This is a genomic window from Paenibacillus sp. JNUCC-31, assembly GCF_014844075.1.
In the GTDB taxonomy this organism is placed as follows: domain Bacteria; phylum Bacillota; class Bacilli; order Paenibacillales; family Paenibacillaceae; genus Paenibacillus.
Map to the genome: position 1 here is coordinate 1,698,198 of NZ_CP062165.1, position 18,652 is coordinate 1,716,849.

11 protein-coding genes are annotated in these 18,652 nt (G+C 48.6%); 1 reads left to right on the forward strand and 10 read right to left on the reverse strand.

The features are described 5' to 3' along the window. Nucleotides 1-150: 150 nt before the first annotated feature. The 10 genes from JNUCC31_RS07215 to JNUCC31_RS07260 form a co-directional block, all read right to left on the reverse strand. On the reverse strand, nucleotides 151-672 hold the full coding sequence (locus JNUCC31_RS07215) for a hypothetical protein (RefSeq protein WP_228469564.1): 522 nt from the start codon (nucleotides 670-672) through the stop codon (nucleotides 151-153). 307 nt (nucleotides 673-979) lie between these two features. After that, nucleotides 980-1,612: a 50S ribosomal protein L25 gene (locus JNUCC31_RS07220; protein WP_192270056.1), complete on the reverse strand. Its 633-nt coding sequence runs from the start codon at nucleotides 1,610-1,612 to the stop codon at nucleotides 980-982. Nucleotides 1,613-1,891: 279 nt separating this feature from the next. Then, nucleotides 1,892-4,771: a type I pullulanase gene (pulA, locus tag JNUCC31_RS07225; RefSeq protein WP_192270058.1), complete on the reverse strand. Its 2,880-nt coding sequence runs from the start codon at nucleotides 4,769-4,771 to the stop codon at nucleotides 1,892-1,894. Between the two features lie 285 nt (nucleotides 4,772-5,056). Next, complete coding sequence (gene pulA / locus JNUCC31_RS07230; RefSeq protein WP_192270060.1) at nucleotides 5,057-7,099, reverse strand: type I pullulanase; 2,043 nt, start codon at nucleotides 7,097-7,099, stop codon at nucleotides 5,057-5,059. A 172-nt stretch (nucleotides 7,100-7,271) separates the two neighbouring features. Next, the gene (locus JNUCC31_RS07235) at nucleotides 7,272-8,783 is read right to left on the reverse strand and encodes an extracellular solute-binding protein (RefSeq protein ID WP_192270062.1); all 1,512 of its coding nucleotides are present in this window, start codon (nucleotides 8,781-8,783) and stop codon (nucleotides 7,272-7,274) included. Between the two features lie 82 nt (nucleotides 8,784-8,865). After that, nucleotides 8,866-9,975, reverse strand: a complete 1,110-nt coding sequence (locus tag JNUCC31_RS07240; RefSeq protein WP_192270064.1) for a glycoside hydrolase family 88/105 protein — start codon at nucleotides 9,973-9,975, stop codon at nucleotides 8,866-8,868. A 23-nt stretch (nucleotides 9,976-9,998) separates the two neighbouring features. Continuing rightward, a complete protein-coding gene (locus tag JNUCC31_RS07245) occupies nucleotides 9,999-11,498 on the reverse strand; it encodes an extracellular solute-binding protein (RefSeq protein WP_192270066.1) in 1,500 nt (499 codons plus the stop codon). Between the two features lie 60 nt (nucleotides 11,499-11,558). Then, nucleotides 11,559-12,431, reverse strand: coding sequence for a carbohydrate ABC transporter permease (locus tag JNUCC31_RS07250; RefSeq protein ID WP_192270068.1), 873 nt, complete (start codon nucleotides 12,429-12,431; stop codon nucleotides 11,559-11,561). A gap of 45 nt (nucleotides 12,432-12,476) precedes the next feature. Next, nucleotides 12,477-13,430 carry an ABC transporter permease gene (locus JNUCC31_RS07255; protein WP_192270070.1) on the reverse strand — a complete coding sequence of 318 codons (954 nt, stop codon included), beginning with the start codon at nucleotides 13,428-13,430 and terminating at the stop codon, nucleotides 12,477-12,479. A gap of 283 nt (nucleotides 13,431-13,713) precedes the next feature. Next, nucleotides 13,714-16,050, reverse strand: a complete 2,337-nt coding sequence (locus tag JNUCC31_RS07260) for a helix-turn-helix domain-containing protein (protein WP_192270072.1) — start codon at nucleotides 16,048-16,050, stop codon at nucleotides 13,714-13,716. A 580-nt stretch (nucleotides 16,051-16,630) separates the two neighbouring features. Between JNUCC31_RS07260 and JNUCC31_RS07265 the strand changes: the two genes are divergently transcribed. Beyond that, on the forward strand, nucleotides 16,631-18,640 hold the full coding sequence (locus tag JNUCC31_RS07265; RefSeq protein ID WP_192270074.1) for an endonuclease MutS2: 2,010 nt from the start codon (nucleotides 16,631-16,633) through the stop codon (nucleotides 18,638-18,640). The last annotated feature ends 12 nt before the right edge of the window (nucleotides 18,641-18,652 follow it).

Sequence of the window (18,652 nt, forward strand, 5' to 3'; positions counted from 1 at the left end):
TTATTCGGCTTATTAAATATACATTCTCTTACTTGCTTGCGTAAAATGTTAACCTCAAGTCCTTATACCTACGCCTGATAGCCTATGTAGAATTCAAAAAAATGAAAAAAGTCTTGTCTCTTTAACCAGAGACAAGACTTTTTCCGTTGTTTAATTGTGCAATTGCAATAATTCATTCAGCACATTCACCATATGTTCGCACAGAGCAGGGACATCTCCCATCTGATCTTCATTCACACTGCGGTCAAAATGGACTTCAGCTGTGACATCATACGTTGCTGGCTGCTCTTCAAATATATAATGAATATGCTGCACCCTTCGTTGTTCCGGCCAGCTCTGTTGTAATACAGAGTTAATCGCCGGACACTGGATCTCCGGCTCCTTAATCATCATGCCAAACCGCAATTGCAAACGGCAACCCGCTTGGCCACCCGATATCTCCAGAATCTCAGTTGCCAAGTCCTCGAGCGAGGTGCTCAGTACTACTTCACCTGTGACTTCCGGGCAATCTCTCAGGCAGAACTGCAACGTGAACTCTCTGGACATGTGCGCCATCTCCAGCTGATCCTTACGATCCGTTATGGAAATAAGTTCATCCAGATTATCGAGATCATACAAGTGATTTTCAAAGCCTACTTTCAAATTGTCATATATCGTTGGATCAAACATCATGTGAAACCTGCTTTCCTGTGAAAATTATACCTGGTTACTCCGATCATCATATACGGCAACGTTATGCTCGTAAATGACGTCCGTCCCCAAACAAAGCTCAAGTCAACAATTAACCACCTGCGGGAATGATACATGTATCTAAACCATCATAACGAATAATGCGACTGTGCAGCAATCTGTCATCACTCAAAACCACATCTCGATCCATCCTTTCCCCGGGCTCCACGTAAGGCCTGCTCCAACATAAAAAGCCCGGTCATCATGACCGGGCTTGCGTAAAGTACAGCATATTGGACATGCTGATCCTCTATTCTTCTTTGGCTGTTTCCGCTTCTGCTGCCGGTACAGCTTCATCAGCAGAAGCCGTAGGCTCTTCCTCAGCTGCTTGTGGAGGCATCACGGAAGCGATGATGGAATCAGCTGACGTCACCAGAGTCAGACCTTTATCCAGCTTGATATCTGCCGCCGTCAAGCGATCACCAATTTCCAAGCCGCTAACATCCACCTCAATGGAGGTTGGCAGATCAGCTGGAAGCCCTTCGACCTCCAGTTGAGTTTCCTGTGTTTGGAACACACCGCCTGCTTTGGAACCAGCAGCGGTACCTTGGAAGTCGATCGATACACTTACACTGATCGGCTTGTTTTTGGAAATTTGCAGGAAGTCCACATGCAATAGACGTCCATTACGTTCCTGCTGATCCTTGATCAGCACCGGAACCGTTTTGCCACCCTCCACTTGGAGATTGAACATCTCGGAGCGGCCTGTACGTGCTACTTTCAGCATTTCTTTTTCATCCACATGTATCGCGGAACCTTCCAGTCCCGGGCCATAAACGACAGCCGGAACGCGTCCGCCTTGTCTTAACAGGCGCAATGCTGCACCTTTCTTTTCAGTTCTTGGTGTTGCCGTAAGTTGAGCCATTTTTCCGTTGGATTTCATGATTGAACATCCTCCTTCAAGGGATCCTTACTTCATATTTGGTAGGAAGCATAAGCTTCTCTCTTCGACCAGAATGGCCTTTGAATGCTGTGGCCGAATCTGGGGCCATATCTATATTTACCCCAATGATAGACCATCTCAAACACTGGCTTGTATAGTTTTTTTATTTTCCCGGGCAACATGTGCCCTTTTGTTGAACAAAAAGGCAGCCGGAATACCATCCGACCGCCTGTAAATTATGCACTCTTAACCCCTGTATAGAGCTATAGCCTAGCCATTTTAAGCGCTGTTACGATCTTCCTCTTCCCCGCTTTCACGGATAACTTGCATCTGATCCGATCCGCTGTGAACGACAATCTGCACATCTCCGTCTTCAGGAACAATGTCTACATATCGATCTCCGCAGGTATCCTTGGCCTCCCACTCGTTCAGCCGAATAATGAAGCCCAGATGTTGCAATCCTGGAGCCACCCGAAAGCGGGCTTCTGCTCCATGGCCCACTCGCTCCAGCGGGAAAGCTCCATCCTCCATGCCTGTGCCCCATACCCAGACATCCCATCCCTCATAACGCTGATCTTCCCGTTCATATCGGAGTGTGACAATACGCGAAATCGGTTTGTGGATCTTGATATTCAGTGATGCCTGAATCCCACCAGCCTCCGCGATAATCTGAGTCTCCCCTGCTGCCAAAGCACGAACAATTCCTGCTGTACTGACAGCAGCATGATCTGGACGAGTCGAGCTCCATCGTATCTTCATGCCTTGCAAAGGCTGGCCGAATTGATCCAGAACCAGAGCACGGAATCGACTGACACGTGTTGTGTACATGACTGATTCCCCTACTATTTCAATTCGTTCCGGGTGGAGGTGATCGACCTGCAACGAACACTCTGAAGTGATCGCACCACATTGGACGCTAATGATCGCTTCCCCGGTCTCCCCCGTGTGAATGGTTCCATCAGACTGAATCTCGATAACGTGCGGGTCCGAAGATCTCCAGGTCACAGAGGCGTTCTCCATCACATTGCCGAGGCTGTCTTTTACCAATGCTCGCAATCCGGCAATCTCTCCGGAATTGTATACTAGACGGGGCGCGTGGATCTCAATTACAGCGGGCTCGGCACTCACAGCATACTCAGTGTCATACAGTACCATCAAGGACCATCGTTCAACCAACACAGCACCCGTCACGGTCTCAATTAAGTCCGTTCCCGCCTGATGATCATTCACCACGACATGCCAATTCCCTTCCGGCAGACTCACCTGCTGTTGCTGCCCTGTTCCGTTGTAGATCACAACGATCTGATTCCAGGTATCCTGATTCGCTCCGTCCTCCAGGATAAATGCAATTACATTTCCTTCTGCACGCATGATGCGAAGATGATTCCGTACCTGCTCGGCGTTAATCATCCGAAAAGCAGGATGTGTGCGGCGCAGATGAATCAGGCCGCGATAATAGTCAAAAACAGGTCTGAAGCGAGCTTTGTTAGCCCAAGTGATCGTATTCACGGCGTCCCCGCTGCGATAGCTGTTGTGATCTCCTGCTTTGGATCTCAGCATCTCATCCCCTGCATGGAGGAATGGGATTCCCTGTGAGGTAAGCAAAATCCCTGAGGAAAGCAAGGAACGACGGACCATCTCATGATTAAGCACATCATCTGCATCAACATACCGATAGGGATCTGCTGCTTTTACCGCTGATTCCGCACTTCCGCCCTCCAACGGCTGCCCGTCTCTCCATACCGGGAACCCAAGAGCATGTCTGAGATTCATTGTTGTCGCGATTTTGTCCCAAAGGTTCAGATTATCATGGGCTGTCACATAATTGACGGATTCCACAGGAGAAGATGTAAAGTCATCCAGCGCTCCGGCTACACCCATCGCAATCTCGTACTCTTTACCGTCCGCTCCAGTAACAAATCCTTTACCGAAACCATCACTATCCCCTTTGATGGCACTGCGGAAATGGTCATTAAAAACGGCAAATCCCTGGCCGCGCTGTGTTCCTTTTAACGTTTTCCGCTCCAGTGGTGAATCTCCGCCTGTCCACGGTTCTCCGTAGATCATAAAAGCTGGATCAATCTGTTCTCGCAACTCGCGGGTCAGTTCATTCATGGTGTCCGTATCGATCAGACCCATCAGGTCAAAGCGAAATCCGTCCACATGGTATTCCTCTGCCCAATACAAGAGGGAGTCCAGAATATATTTTCGCACCATGGGCCGTTCCGTAGCCAGTTCATTGCCTACACCCGAACCATTGCTCAGTGTCCCATCCTCACGGTAACGATAATAATAACCTGGTACAATTCGTTCAAAAGGACCCTCATCTACGCCATAGGTATGGTTGTAGACCACATCCAATACGACGCGAATGCCTTGTCGGTGCAGAGATTGAACCAATGCCTTGAACTCCCGGATTCGGACCGCAGGATCACGCGGATCAGTCGCATAGGAGCCTTCCGGCACATTATAATGCTGCGGGTCATACCCCCAGTTGTACGGGACTCTGCCATTCAAACCAACGTCCATTGTTGTCGCCAATTCATCAACCGTCTGATAATCCGCTATGGGCAGAAGATGCACATGGGTGATACCAAGTTCGACAAGATGGTCTATACCAATGCGGTTACCACCTCTGTCCGTCAATCCCGAGGCGGTAAATGCTAAATATTTACCCTTATATGGAATTTCAGCATGGGGGTCGGAAGAGAAGTCGCGCACATGCAATTCATATAGAACAGCATCTGCCTGACGCAGAAATACGGGCTTCACATCCTCTTCCCAATCCACTGGATTGGTTGTACTGGGATCGATTATAGCCATACGCTGTCCATTGGCCGATACTGCACGAGCGTAAGGGTCTGGTGCCACTTCAACTCGCTGATCATCATGCATAATGTGATACATATAATAATGTCCTGCCCAATCCCCTTCAAGCTGTACGCTCCATATTCCATCCGGGTCACGGGTCATCGACCTTTTCTGTCCGTCATCATGTTCGGTTACTTTCCCACTTGCATCGTAGTTGCCTTCATTCTCAAAAATGAGTATGGATACCTGCTGTGCTGTAGGTGCCCACACCTTGAATGTGCTTGCCGCACGAGTATATGTTAAGCCAAGATCGTTGCCTTCATAACAAAAAGATGTCCATTCCGGCATCGTTCCCACCGCCTTTATATCCATTGATTTCGTGTTGTCCCGATGTTACGGAGCGAGACGTCATTTGTCAACCCGGGGTTGTCTGTACTCAACATATCGGTTGAACAGAGGCTTTCAATTAGCATTTTAGAATGCAATGAACATACTCATAGCAATCGCTTTCAAGATACATCATATGTAAACAAGCGCCATAGATTGACAGCATTTGTACTGTCCTGATGAAAAAAGATGCAGAAAAGAAGAAACACCCTCGCTCCACATGGGAGGAAGGTGTGGTACGAATGCTCACTCACCTGAGTACATAACTGTCATGGATAAAGGGTGAACGCTGACCTGACCGTCTTTGATCGTACGCAGCGTCTGTACACCTGCTTTTCCTTGCTCTACAACCACATTCCATGCATGTGGGGAAACAGAGATGGTACGCATCTCTTTGGCAGCATTGTAGATGATGACCAGCCGGCCCCAGGAATCTCCGACAGGCGCGCCCGCCAGTTCATAGGCCAGCATTCCTTTTCCTTTTTCAAGCCACCGAACATGCTGCTCAATCTCTTCCCGGGTGCGGAGGCGAAAAGCAGGATGCTCGCGCCGAAGACGGATCAGGCCACGATAATAATCGTATACAGGTTTAAACTGCTGCTTTTGTTCCCACCGAATGGCATTGACTGAATCCCCACTCTCATGACTGTTGGCATCGCCGTATTTGCTTCGCAGAAATTCATCTCCAGCAGCAAGCAATGGAACCCCCTGGGAAGTCAATACGATGCCATTAGCAAGCAGACAGCGCCGGACCGTTTCGTTCTCCAGTATGCGATCCGGGTCAACGTGCAAATACGGCTTCGCCTGCTGTACAGCCTCTTCCACGCTGGCGCTGCCTTTCACACGACCATCCTCGCTATATGTTATAAATCCCAGCGTATCGTGCAATCCTTTTGTCTGGGCGACTTTGTCCCACAGGTTGAGATTATCATGTACGGTGACATAATTAATCGTTTCCGATGGGCCCGCCGTAAAATCGGTAATGGCTCCCCGTACGCCTGTCCATATATCCTCTTCCTTTCCCTCCGCTCCTGTAGCAAAGCCGGTTCCCGTTCCATCACTGTCGCCTTTGATCGATCCACGTAAATTATCGTTAAATACCGCAAATCCGGCTTCACGCTGATCTCCCTTAAGTGTCATCTGATCCCCAAGCGGTGATTCCAGCGCTCCCCAGGGTTCACCGTACAAGAGGATGGAAGGAGAAACCTCGGCATGCAGTTCTGCTGCGAGCTCTTTCATCGTTGCCGTGTCAATCAAACCCATCAGGTCAAAACGAAACCCGTCCACATGGTATTCCTCTGCCCAGTACCTTACGGAGTCGATAATAAACTTGCGCACCATCGGGCGCTCAGTTGCTACTTCATTGCCTGTACCCGATCCATTGCTGTACGTGCCATCCGAATTGTGACGGTAGTAATACCCTGGTACAAGCTTTTCAAATGAGCTGCCAGCGGTGTCAAACGTATGATTGTACACCACATCCATAATGACCCCGATGCCCTTCTCATGAAGGGCGAGTACCATCGATTTGAACTCACGAATTCTGGTCTCCGGCTCGTCTGCACTTGAAGCATAGGAGCCCTCGGGAACGTTATAATGGAGCGGATCATACCCCCAGTTATAACGTGAGCAATCGGAAGTCCCGTCATCTGCCTTCGATTCATCCACTGTCGCAAAATCAAATACCGGAAGCAGATGTACATGCGTGATTCCCAGCTCAACCAAATGGTCGAGCCCCAGCGTATTCCCGTTTGAATCGTGCAGACCTGTCTCGGTAAAAGCCAAATATTTTCCTTTGTGCCTCATGCCGGATGACTCATGGATCGAGAAATCGCGCACATGCAGCTCATATAAGACAGCATCTACCGGGCTCTCCAGTTCTGGACGAATATCCTCATTCCACCCCTTGGGGTGGGTCTGTTCCAGCCTGACGATGACACCCATTTCTCCATTCATGGTCACTGCCCGTGCATATGGATCAACCGCAATCTCCTGCCGTCCGTCATCAAAGGTGACCCTGTACATAAAACGATAACTGTTCCATTCGCCTTCGAGCTTCAGGAACCAGATGCCTTGATCCTCCCTGTTCATAGGTATTTCTTGCTGTACCTCCTGATTCTTCGGTTCATTGGGACTTCCCCCTGTTGAAGGCGGGTAGATCAGTACATCCACCTGCTTTGCGGAAGGCGTCCACACTTTGAAACTACAGGCTTGTGGTTCCATCGTGACACCCAGATCTCTTCCTTGGTATGTATCCCATGCTGCAAGCTTGTGATGGTCGTGAATCATGATGTATACTCCCCTCTCGATAAGCAATATAATGGATGCGGAACGAATGCTCCTTACTTTTTATACCCCTTCTGTCCCCTAACCATAATCCCGGGGTGAAAAAGACTATAAAAAAACAAGCCATGTTTTACGTCGTTCCACGTAAAACACAGCTTGCTCCATTGTGCCTCTATCACTTTCCGTTCAGCTCCGCATACGATGCTTCCAATTCGGTGATGAGCTGGTCGCCACCGGACTTTCTCCAGTTCGCCACTTCCTGCTCCCAGCCGGCATCATCGATTTTGCCCATAATGTACTTGGTCTGTGCATCCCAGATCATCTGGTCCAGCTCCTGGCCACGCTCGGTATAGATGGCAGAAGACAAGGTCAACGCCGGATTCGGAATGGCATACTGCTCATTTTCTCGCGCCATCTTGGTGCCCTTCATACCGATCGGTACATCGACAAGTTCAGGCACGTTATAGCCTTCAATGCTTAGTAGGTTGTCACGATAAGGCTTCACTTCGCGTTGATAGGCGTCGAAGTCTTTGAGTTCGGTTTTGCCATCAGCAGTCTTGGTGTAGTGTACATCGAGCAGTCCGCGCAGCTGCAACGTGCTCAGTTCCTCATCCATCAGCTGATCCAGGAATGTGAGCACTTGCTTCAATTGCTCTTCGTCCGGTACAGACGCCTTTGGTATAACAAGCATTCCGTAGTTCCCCGGCTCCCCGGCTATGCGAATACCATCCGTCCCCTGGAACGGAGCCACATCGATCTCTCCATCCGGTACATTAGGCGTAAGGCGCTGCTGTGAGGACTTTCCATTCTGTGCTACACCGTTCAGCTTCATCCCGATCAGGCCCGAGTCCATTTTTTTGTCCGCATCGGAAGGATCAAGTGCAGGAAAGTCACTGTTAATCAGCCCCTCACTAAACAGTCGCTTGAACAGCTTCATGGTGTCCACATATTCGGTGGTCAGGAATTCAGGTGTAAGTTTGCCCGCATCGTCCACACCCCACTTGTTCACCCCACCAATACTTACGGCAATCCGCGTCAGCGGAGAGGATACGCCTTCGTTGTACTTTTTGAATAATACCGTTCCATACGTATCTTCCTTGCCGTTGCCATCAGGATCATCCTTGCGAATGGAACGCATCACTTCGTACCAGTCATCCAGCGTTTTTGGTACATCCAGCTTTAATTTGTCAAACCAGTCCTTACGGTACACGATAGCTGTACGCCCGATATCGCGGAAGTTGGGTACCCCGTAGATTTTTCCCTCAATTTTGATATTGTCAAAATAAGCCTCGGATTGGGCAGACAGGTTTTTGTAATCTTTCAGGTAAGGTCCAATTTCCCAGAACAGCCCCGTTTTGGCTGCGTTAAATGTTGTGGGCACATAGTTCACTCGCATGATGGTCGGCATCTCGCCCGAAGCTACCATGACGTTTACTTTATCATCAAAAGCAGACTGCGGAATCCACTGTACACTGACATCCGTATTGGTATATTCCTCAATCTTTTGTTCAATTCCGTTCTCTTTGGCCGGCACATCACCTACCTGCATCAAGGAGATCGAAATGGGAAGCTTGCCTTCCCCTGCCGCAGGCGCTTTTTCTCCCCCACAGCCTGCGAGCAGTCCGGCGGACATTGCACCAACCACAACCAAACCGCCTAAACGGGACATCCGACTTTTTGGACTCATGAACCATCTCTCCTTTGGATAACCAAATTGTTCAGTAGCACACACGTGAATGCGCTATCATTAATGAGTCTGAAGATACACTCTAGCGTATCGCCAGCTCCATCTCCACTCCTGCCAAAATAAACGGAGCTACCGATTTCGGATCATTAATCCGAATCGATTCAGTCACATAATACTCGTATGACCCGTCACGATACGGAGTACCACCGAGACCCGCACCGCCGTTACATTGCGTCAGGGACATTACGCCCTCCCGATCGGTTTGCAGCAAATGCAGCAACAGACCCTGATACCCCTTTTCTGCAATCGCCTTGAATTTGCCACTCAGGTAACCCTTACGTACTCCCTTCGCCAGTGCGTACACAAACATTGAGGTTCCCGAAGCCTCCAGATAATTGCGTTCACGCCCTGGCTGATCGAGCAACTGAGGCCATAATCCGGATTGTTGATCCTGAACATGTACAAGTGCATTCGCCACACGTTCGAAGATTCCCACAATCTGTCCGCGCTGCTCATGATCTATAGGCAGATGATCCAGTGTATCCACTACCGCCATCACATACCAGCCCATCGCCCGGCTCCACACATGTGGAGAACAACCGGTTTCTCCCGAGCTCCAGCGCTGCTCCTTGCTCTCATCCCAGGCATGGTACAACAGACCACTGCGTGAATCACGTGTATGCTTCTCCACCAGCAGCAGCTGTAATGCCGCCTTGTCAAACCACTTCTCCTCGCCAGTAACCGCGCCATACTGCGTGAGGAACGGAGTCGCCATATACAATCCGTCCAACCACATCTGGAACGGGTATATTTTCTTGTGCCAGAATCCGCCCTCACTCGTACGGGGCTGTCCTTTAAGCTGGACCATGAGCAGATCTGCGGCTTTCCGGTATTTTTCTTCCCCCGTTTTATCCAACAACAGGAACAGTGAATTTCCCTGGTTAATCTGGTCCAGATTATATTCCTCGACTGTATAGGAGCGAATTGACCCATCCTCCTGAATAAAGTGATCCATCAGCTCCCGGATGTAATCGAAATATTTTTGTTCTCCAGTATGGGTGTACAACTCTTCCAGCGCTTTCAACAGACAACCATTCTCGTAATGCCAGGTGGGATACAACTCATGATTGCGATAACTTTCCATGAACTGTTCGGCCATCCGTACCGGTGTGAATTGCAATGTTTCTTTCATGGGGTTCCTCCGCTTCCGGCTCTTTATTGAGCCTGTTTTTTGTAGTCTTCCGCATATTCCTCACGAATTTTGGTTCCGCCCGCGTTAGCCCAATTCTCGATTTCCTGTTTCCAGCCATTTTCATCGATTTTGCCCATAATATATTTGGTCTGTGCATCCGCAATCATCTGATCCAGATCCGCACCGCGATCACCATAAGTAGGCGAGTATAATGTCAGCGCAGGATTCGGCACAGCATGCTCTGCCAGCTCTTTGGCAAGATCCGTACCTTTCTCGCCGAGCTCAGTATCCTTCAACTTCGGAACATTGTAGCCTTCAACATAAGGCAGGTTATCACGATAAGGCTTCACTTCACGCTGAAACGCATCGAAGTCACTCATCTCCACCTGATCTTCGCCAGCTTTCTTGTAATGTTTGTCTTCAATGCCACGCATCAGCAGGGTCGCCATCTCAGGGTCCATCAATTTATCCAGGAAAGACAGGAGGTTTTTCAGCTCTTCTTCCGACTTCACCGTCGCTTTCGGGAATGCCAGAATACCGGAGTTACCCGTCTGCCCTGCCACACGATCTCCATTCGCTCCCAGCAAACCGGCGATATCTACAACACCATCCGGGTCGTTCTTGGACAGACGCTCTTGTTGGCTCTTTCCGTTCTGGGCCACACCAACGCGCATGCCAACCACGCCTGAATCATACTTTTTCTCCGCTTCCGTAGAGTCAAATACGGCAAAGTCCTGATTCAGCAATTTCTCGCTATACAAACGTTTCAGCAAATCCAGCACCTGCATGTATTCCGGTGTCATGAATTCAGGCGTAAAGCTGCCGTCATCCTCTACCTTCCACTTGTTTGGTGCACCAAAACTTACGCCAAGACGTGTGGTGAAGGAGTATTGATCCTCATTATATTTTTTGAAAAGCATCAGTCCAAACGTATTATCCTGACCGTCTCCATCCGGATCGGAGGTCGCCAGCGTTTTGATCGTTTCATACCATTCATCCGGCGTCGTTGGCACCTTGAGATTGAGCTTTTCAAACCAGTCCTTGCGGTAAATTACCGTTGCCCGGGCAATATCAGAGAAAACCGGAACCCCGTAGATTTTGCCTTCCACCTTGATATTGTTAAAGAAACGCTCGTTCTGCGCCGACAGATTTTTATAATCCTTCAGCAAAGGTCCAACTTCCCAGAATACATCGTTACGCATCGCACTGGTTACGGTTGGGTTATACTGTACTTTCACAATTTTGGGCATATCGCTCGATGCAATCATGACATTAATTTTGTCATTGTATGCCGAAGCCGGAATCCACTGAATGTCCAGTTTGGTATTCGTGTACGCCTCAATCTTCTGCTGAACCTCATTGCCTTTGCTCGGCACATCTCCTACCTGTGCAATTGCGATGGACACATTCTGAACACCGCCCTCGGCAGCCTGACCTTCATCCGATCCGCATCCTGCCAGCAGACCTGTAACCAGTGCCATTGTGCTCAGGACAGCTACGGCTTTCTTTTTTGCTGCTTTCATTAAACGAAAACCTCCCTTTTTCTTAGTGATAACCGTTCCAGTATTCAAGCTATTGCAATCTCAGCCTTTCACCGAACCCAGCATCACTCCTTTGGCAAAGTGTTTTTGCAGGAACGGATAGACCAGCATGATTGGAATGGTGGAGAACACGATAACCGCCATGCGAATGGTGAGCGGCTGAATCTCGGTCTCTTCGATACTGGTATCCCCGATCCGGCTCTGGGCCAGAATGACAATCTCGCGCAGCCACACCTGTACAGGCCACTTTTCACTATCATTGATATAGATTACGGCGTTGAAGAAGCTGTTCCAGTGAGCCACCGCGTAAAAGAGGGAGAATGTAGCCATTGCTGGCATCGACAAAGGCAGAACAATTCGGAACAATACGCCCACATCGTTACATCCATCGATTTTGGCAGCATCCTCCAATTCATCCGGAATGGCCTGGAAAAAGTTCTTAAGTACGATCAGGTTAAACGCACTGATTGCGGTAGGCAGCATCAGGGACCATAACGTATCGGTTAGATGCAGGGATTTGACGACAAAGTAGGTTGGAATCATCCCGCCGCTGAACAACATCGTGAACAGTACCCCCAACAAGATGGGCTGACGTCCACGCAAATATCTTCTCGAAAGCGGATACGCCATGAGCGACGTGAATAGCAGGTTAAGCAGTGTTCCAATGACGGTGATATAGATCGATACGCCCAGACTGCGAATCAAGGTGTCTGTAGAGAAAATGTAGCGATAAGCGGCAAGCGAGAATTCTTTAGGAAAAAGAATGAAGCCTCCCTTGGCCACTTCATGAGGGCTGGTAAACGAGACCGCCAAAATATAAATGAACGGGATGACGGTTACGATTCCGATCAACAGCAGCAAGCCATGATTGACAATATCAAAAATCCGGTTGCCCCACGTTTTATCCTGTTGCATCTTAATGTTCACTCCTGTCTGGTGAAGAACGTCTGCTGCCAAGTGTTAGTAGACGCCTTCCTCCCCGAATTTTTTGGCCATCGTATTGGCACCCAGTACAAGCGCCAGCCCGACAACTGATTTGAACAAACCGACAGCAGCACTATAACTGTATTGTGCCTGTGTGAGACCTTTGGTGTAGACATAGGTATCGAATACCTCACCCACATCCCGGTTCGTCGGTGTCAGCATCAGGAAGATCTGTTCAAAGCCTGTATCCAGGAAGTTGCCCAGACGCAGAATAAGCAAAATAATGATCGTACTGCGAATGGCAGGCAGCGTAATGTGCCAGGTCTGACGCCAGCGATTGGCGCCATCCATCCGCGCAGCTTCATAGAGCTGTGTGTCTACACCGGACAGGGCCGCCAGGAAAATAATGGTTCCCCAACCTACCTCTTTCCAGATGGATTGTCCAACAATCATCGTTCGGAACCAGCCAGGCTCAAGCAGGAAAGCTACTTTTTGTCCCGTTAGGCTGTAGAGCAATTCGTTAATGGCACCGCCTTCAGTTGTGAACAGCATGTAGAACACACCAACCACAACGACCCAGGAAACAAAATGCGGAACATATACAAGAGTCTGTACAAATCGTTTGAACCGTTCGCGGCGAACTTCATTCATCATGAGCGCTAGCACAATGGGCAGCGGGAAGAAGAACACCATGTTATAGATTGCCAGTAAAAATGTATTCCGGAATAAGGTCCAGAACTGTGGTTCTCCGAAGAAACGCTGGAAGTGTTTGAACCCTACCCAGTCACTGCCCAGAATGCCCTTGTAAGGCGTGTAATCCTGAAAAGCCATCGTAATGCCATACATGGGTATGTATTTGAAAATAACAAAGTAAAGCACACCCGGTATCAACATAATGTAGAGCCACCGGTTTTTGATGATGTCCCTCCACAGCAAGTTTTTGTCACTGCGGGTAGCGGGCCGTGTCCGAGCCGCCGTTTCGGCTTTCATAGTGTCTTCCTCCCCACTTTGGAAACGATTACAAAATATCACTTCCTGGATTCATGTCTTTATTGTGGAGGATAAACGGATAACTGGCTATCGTCTCGTTTTAGCTTCCTGTTTTCCCTTATGCAGCAAGGTTTCTGGGCATTATCGAAATCGGTTAACACTCATCGATGAACCGCATTTAACCCCGATACTCCTGTCTTAACTCTGTTCCATTGATGCAACGAAGCATCGCCAGGAACAAAGAAAAACCTGCCTGCCATAGCAGGCAGAGCAGGCCTTTCGTTTATCGCTGCTGTTCCCGATATTTTCCGGGAGTGGTTCCTGTAATTTTACGAAATGTGCGAATAAAAGCGGTAGGGTTCGTGTAATTGAGTTTCTCGGCAATCTCTGATATTTTCAGATTCGTTGTCTGCAGCCAGGTCTTCGCTTTTTCCATACGGTACTGTGCGAGGTATTCGGTAAAGTTTACTCCGGCTTCCTTCTTGAACACACGGCTCAGATAGACCGGATGAAAATTCAGTTCTTCAGCGCAGGCTTCCAGCGATAATTCGCGATCATACCGTTCCTCGATCAGTCGTATCATGCGTCGGGCAATGTTCAGATATTGTGATTCTTCCTGCTCGCGCCAGTATCGAATGACAGGTTGAAATAAACATTTGCGGAACCAATTCGTCATCTCATCCAGTGTGGACAACTTCAGCAGCCGTGCCATGGATGCTTTCTCGCCCAATACTTCAGCGACATCTCCTCCTTGCTCCTGAACGAGCTGATACACACGGGATAACAGTTGAACCATAATCACGGGGTACTCGCTAAAATGCAGCTTCTTGTCTGCGAGCAGACCCAGATATTGTGTAAAGTATGCATTGGTTTTCTCCTCGTCTCCTTGCTTGAGCGCTGAAGCCAACTGATCTTCAATCATCCTGAGCTGTGTATATAACGCTGCCTCCGTCTGACCTCGCGGTTGAATATCCTCGTAATGCAAAATAATGCGACTGCCCAGACTTACCCTGCCCTGAAGGGCCTCCCGGCTTTCCTGATAAGCTCTTGGTGAATCTCCTATCTCTGCATAGGAGCGGCTAATGCCGATACTTACAGGCAGATTGAGATAGGTTACAACCCGCTCACGGATCAATTCAGCCTGGGTATGCATCCATTCTTTGAGCTGTACTTCATCAACCACCACCGATGCAAGTATCGTAACCTGGGCGTCATCAATCATGACAGGGGCAAATCGAATATCCGAAGGCAGCAGTTCACCGACCATATTGTTTAACGCGAACAACAGCAGGTCCCGGTCCTGCTCTTCATACCTTGTCCCTTCAAGGGTATCGATTTGAAGCGTGAGCACCCCTAACCGTGACCATGATGTCGGGAAATCATACAGCTCTCCCTGATATCTGAAGTCCTCTTCCGATATTTTGCCTGTTAGCAGTTTGGTCATAAAGAATTCCTGCAAATGAACATGCTGACCCTTCATTTGCTCGCGCATCGTTTTTTCCGAGCTGAATAAGGTCGTTAATCGCTCTTCGATGTAGATAAATTCATCCTGACGGCGTCCTGACGGGGCCAATGGGGAATCCAGTCCCTTGGTAAACTGCAGCAGTCTAGATATCGGAGAATACATCCGTCGACTGCCGTAGATGGCGACCAGTCCCGTCATACATAACATGATCAGTGTAGCCACTCCTGTAACCAATGCAATTTTTTGCGACTGAGCGGTAATCTGCCCCAGGGACACCACTGAGACATATAACCAGCCATTGAGCGGCGACTTTCTGTAACTAACCGCAACCTGACTTCCCTCCACCTCAGCGTTGAAGAATCCCTCCGCTAGACCCGTCGTCTCCACTTTCTCATGAATTTCCTGATTGAGCATATCGTATTTCCCGTCTTGTTCCATATCATTCAGAAAATACTTCTGGTCCCGATCGAGCACATACATATCACCAGAATTCGGATTTCGACTTAGAAATGTGCTAAGCTCCGCATCCGCAAGATCGATCACGAGTAGACCCTTAGGTTTCACATTAGTAGGCACCATCGGGATTTTGAACACCATGCTCACCACATTGTCCGATGATATAAGAGTAGGCGGGGGTTCCTGTGCTGCTTCACCCATTCCGGCAGAAACCGGAACACTTTCTTTGGCTGAGCTCCTATTTTGAGTGACCCAGAACAAGCTGTTTGTATATTTTAAATAGGAGCCAATGCGGTCCCGGATACTGAAATCATCCACTTTTCCAAATGATCGCATTGAAACGACCCAATCTTCATCCAGATTGACGAGATAAGCCTGATCGATATTGGTAACCGCCTGCAGATTGTTGAATCCGGACGTCAGATCACGTATTTCCTGAAATTCGCTGCTGTCCAGCGGTTTCTTCATCGCTTGTAATACCAATGGAGAATTCACATATTGGATGGACGACAATTGCAGGCTGCGCAATACTTGCTCTACCCGCATTTGGGTCTGATGCAAAATCTGCAGATTACTCTCACGCACCTTCTGTTCAATGTCACGCGAAGCAATCGAATACGAGACTGAACCAATCACAATCACCGGAAGGGCTCCAAGGATCATGGTAAAACAAAGCAGACGCAGCAAGTATTTAGGCAAAAAGAGCATCCTCCTTTGTATGTATTTTGCATTATTTAAGCGAGAACGCTTTCGGAATGGACTTCCGGTGCAATGCAAAAAGGTTGTATAATATCGCTTTCATTGGATTAATTTACTATTGTTATTTTAAAACCCATTGTTATTCAAGTCCACTATTTATTCTTGAAGGTTGACTTAAAGGTTATTTCCAGTTTATATTGGTTGCATATTCCTCAATCAAAGGAGAGATTTTGATGTCGGTGAGCGTTCTTAACTAACCAAGTTTCATATTCAGGAGTTTGGCCTTCGATTCACTTGTGCCTTATGGCATACGTGTGTTTCATGATGCGCCGTAACCCCTGTACTTAGTTAAGAACAGCGGATATCATAAATCGCCTCCGGGATTGTACGTGTCCGGGTCTATTTCCGCGCTGTGTTCAGCGTGGATTTTTTTGTATAGACCTGTAATGGGCCCTGCTTTCCCCTACGTTAAGGGCGGAGAATGACGTTTGTTCATTCTCCGCCCTTTTTGCGTTTTTCCAGGAATATGTTCCATCGCTTTAACCGTACTTCCATTTTAATTCTCAAGGAGAGATCAAGAATGAATGAAAACACGCTAAACAGTCTGGGTTACCCCCAAATCCAAAAAAATCTTGCAGCCTGTGCCACATCCTATTTGGGCAAACGTTACGCAAGAGAAATGAGACCGATGCTTGATGCACGTCTGATTGAAATCCGTCTGGAAGAGACGGCTGAAGCCGCAGCTTTGATTCGCTTTGGCGCCAGTGTTCCTATTCCTTCACTGGAAGGGATGGAAACCATTATGGACCTGCTCGGTACCGGTTATTTATTTAGTGAACGTGATTTCAGCCATCTCTCCCAATTTCTGCGCAGCTGTGTACAGCTTATGAAGTACATGGAAGCGAAGTCCGAAGCTGCTCCCACAGTCAGCCGTTATGCTGCATCAATGATGGGAATGGAATCCCTGTTAAGCGAAATTGAACGCTGCATCCACAGTGGACGCATACAGGATCAGGCCAGCAAAGAATTGGTTCGCATCCGCAAAAAAATGACAGTAAATGAAGAACGCATGAAACGCAAGCTGGATTCTCTGGTAAGCAAACACCGCTCCATCATGCAGGAAAATGTCATTAGCCAGCGCGGTGGAAGAACCGTGCTTCCCATTAAGAAGGAGTTCCGCAAGCTCGTTAAAGGCAGTGTGCTGGATGAATCAGGAAGCGGTCAGACCGTATATATTGAACCCGCTGAATTAGTAGGTTTGCAGATGGAACTGGCTTCCCTTCAAGCCGAGGAATCACGAGAGGAAATGAAAATTTTAGGTGACTTGACCTCTCTGGCAGAGTCCTATCATCGTGAAATTGCGCTAAATACTGAAACGATAGGTATTCTGGATTTCCTGTTTGCCAAAGCGAAATATGCAGCGACGATGGACGGTCGTATTGTACACGTAAATGCCAATGGAAGGGTTCGGATACAGAATGCCCGCCATCCGTTCATGGGCGCATCCATGGTTCCGCTTGATTTTGCAATCGGTCACACCTATTCCTCCCTCATCATTACAGGGCCGAATACAGGCGGCAAAACGGTCGCCCTCAAAACATTGGGCCTGCTCACCCTCATGATGCAATCCGGTCTGCTGGTGCCTGTTTCTGAAGGTGGCGAGATGGCGGTATATCGCGAGGTTGCCGTTGATATCGGCGATGGACAGAGTCTGGAGCAAGCACTCAGTACCTTCTCCGCTCATATTCGCAATATGATCGGCATCCTGGAGCAAGCCGATTCATCAACGCTTGTGCTTATTGATGAGATGGCTTCCGGCACGGACCCCGGTGAGGGAGTAGGCCTCTCCATCGCCATGCTGGAGGAACTGCATCACCTTGGAGCTACAGTGGTTGCCACAACCCATTTTGGTGAAATTAAACATTTTGCGGCTGCTACGCCGGGTTTTGAGAATGCACGAATGGAATTCGATACGGTCTCGCTCCAGCCTCTTTATCGATTGCGAATTGGAGAAGCTGGGGAAAGTTACGCCTATTCCATCGCGTTGAAGTTGGGAATGCCACAGCGCATTATAGAACGCTCCAAAGTCGTTTCAGATCAGGGTGTCTCGCGACATGTGTCTCCCAACCTCACTCCATCCGTGCCCATTGTGAACTCTGCGCCATCGCCAAGAAGCAGCACAATGGAACAAGAGCACTTAAATAAAACAAGGAACACAGTGAAATCTGTCAACCCGTCCGCACAAACTGGAACAAGAAAGCAATCCGATAGGTCTGAAACATTAGAACCCACTTCCCCTGCCAAAGCATTCCGTAAAGGAGATCGCGTGTATGCAGCCTATCTGAACCAGTCAGGAATCGTCTGTGATCTGGAGGACAGTCGTGGCAACATCGGAGTTATGCTGCGAGGACGTAAAGTCAAAATTCACAAAAAACGCCTGACTCTGCATATATCCGCACAGGAACTTTATCCAGGCGACGACTATGACCTCGACATTGTGCTGGAGACCAAGGAAAACCGAAAGAAACGAAAACTGATGGGTCGCAAACATGTGGAAGGACTGAAGATTGAATTGCCTCCTGAAGAATAATCATAGGATTGG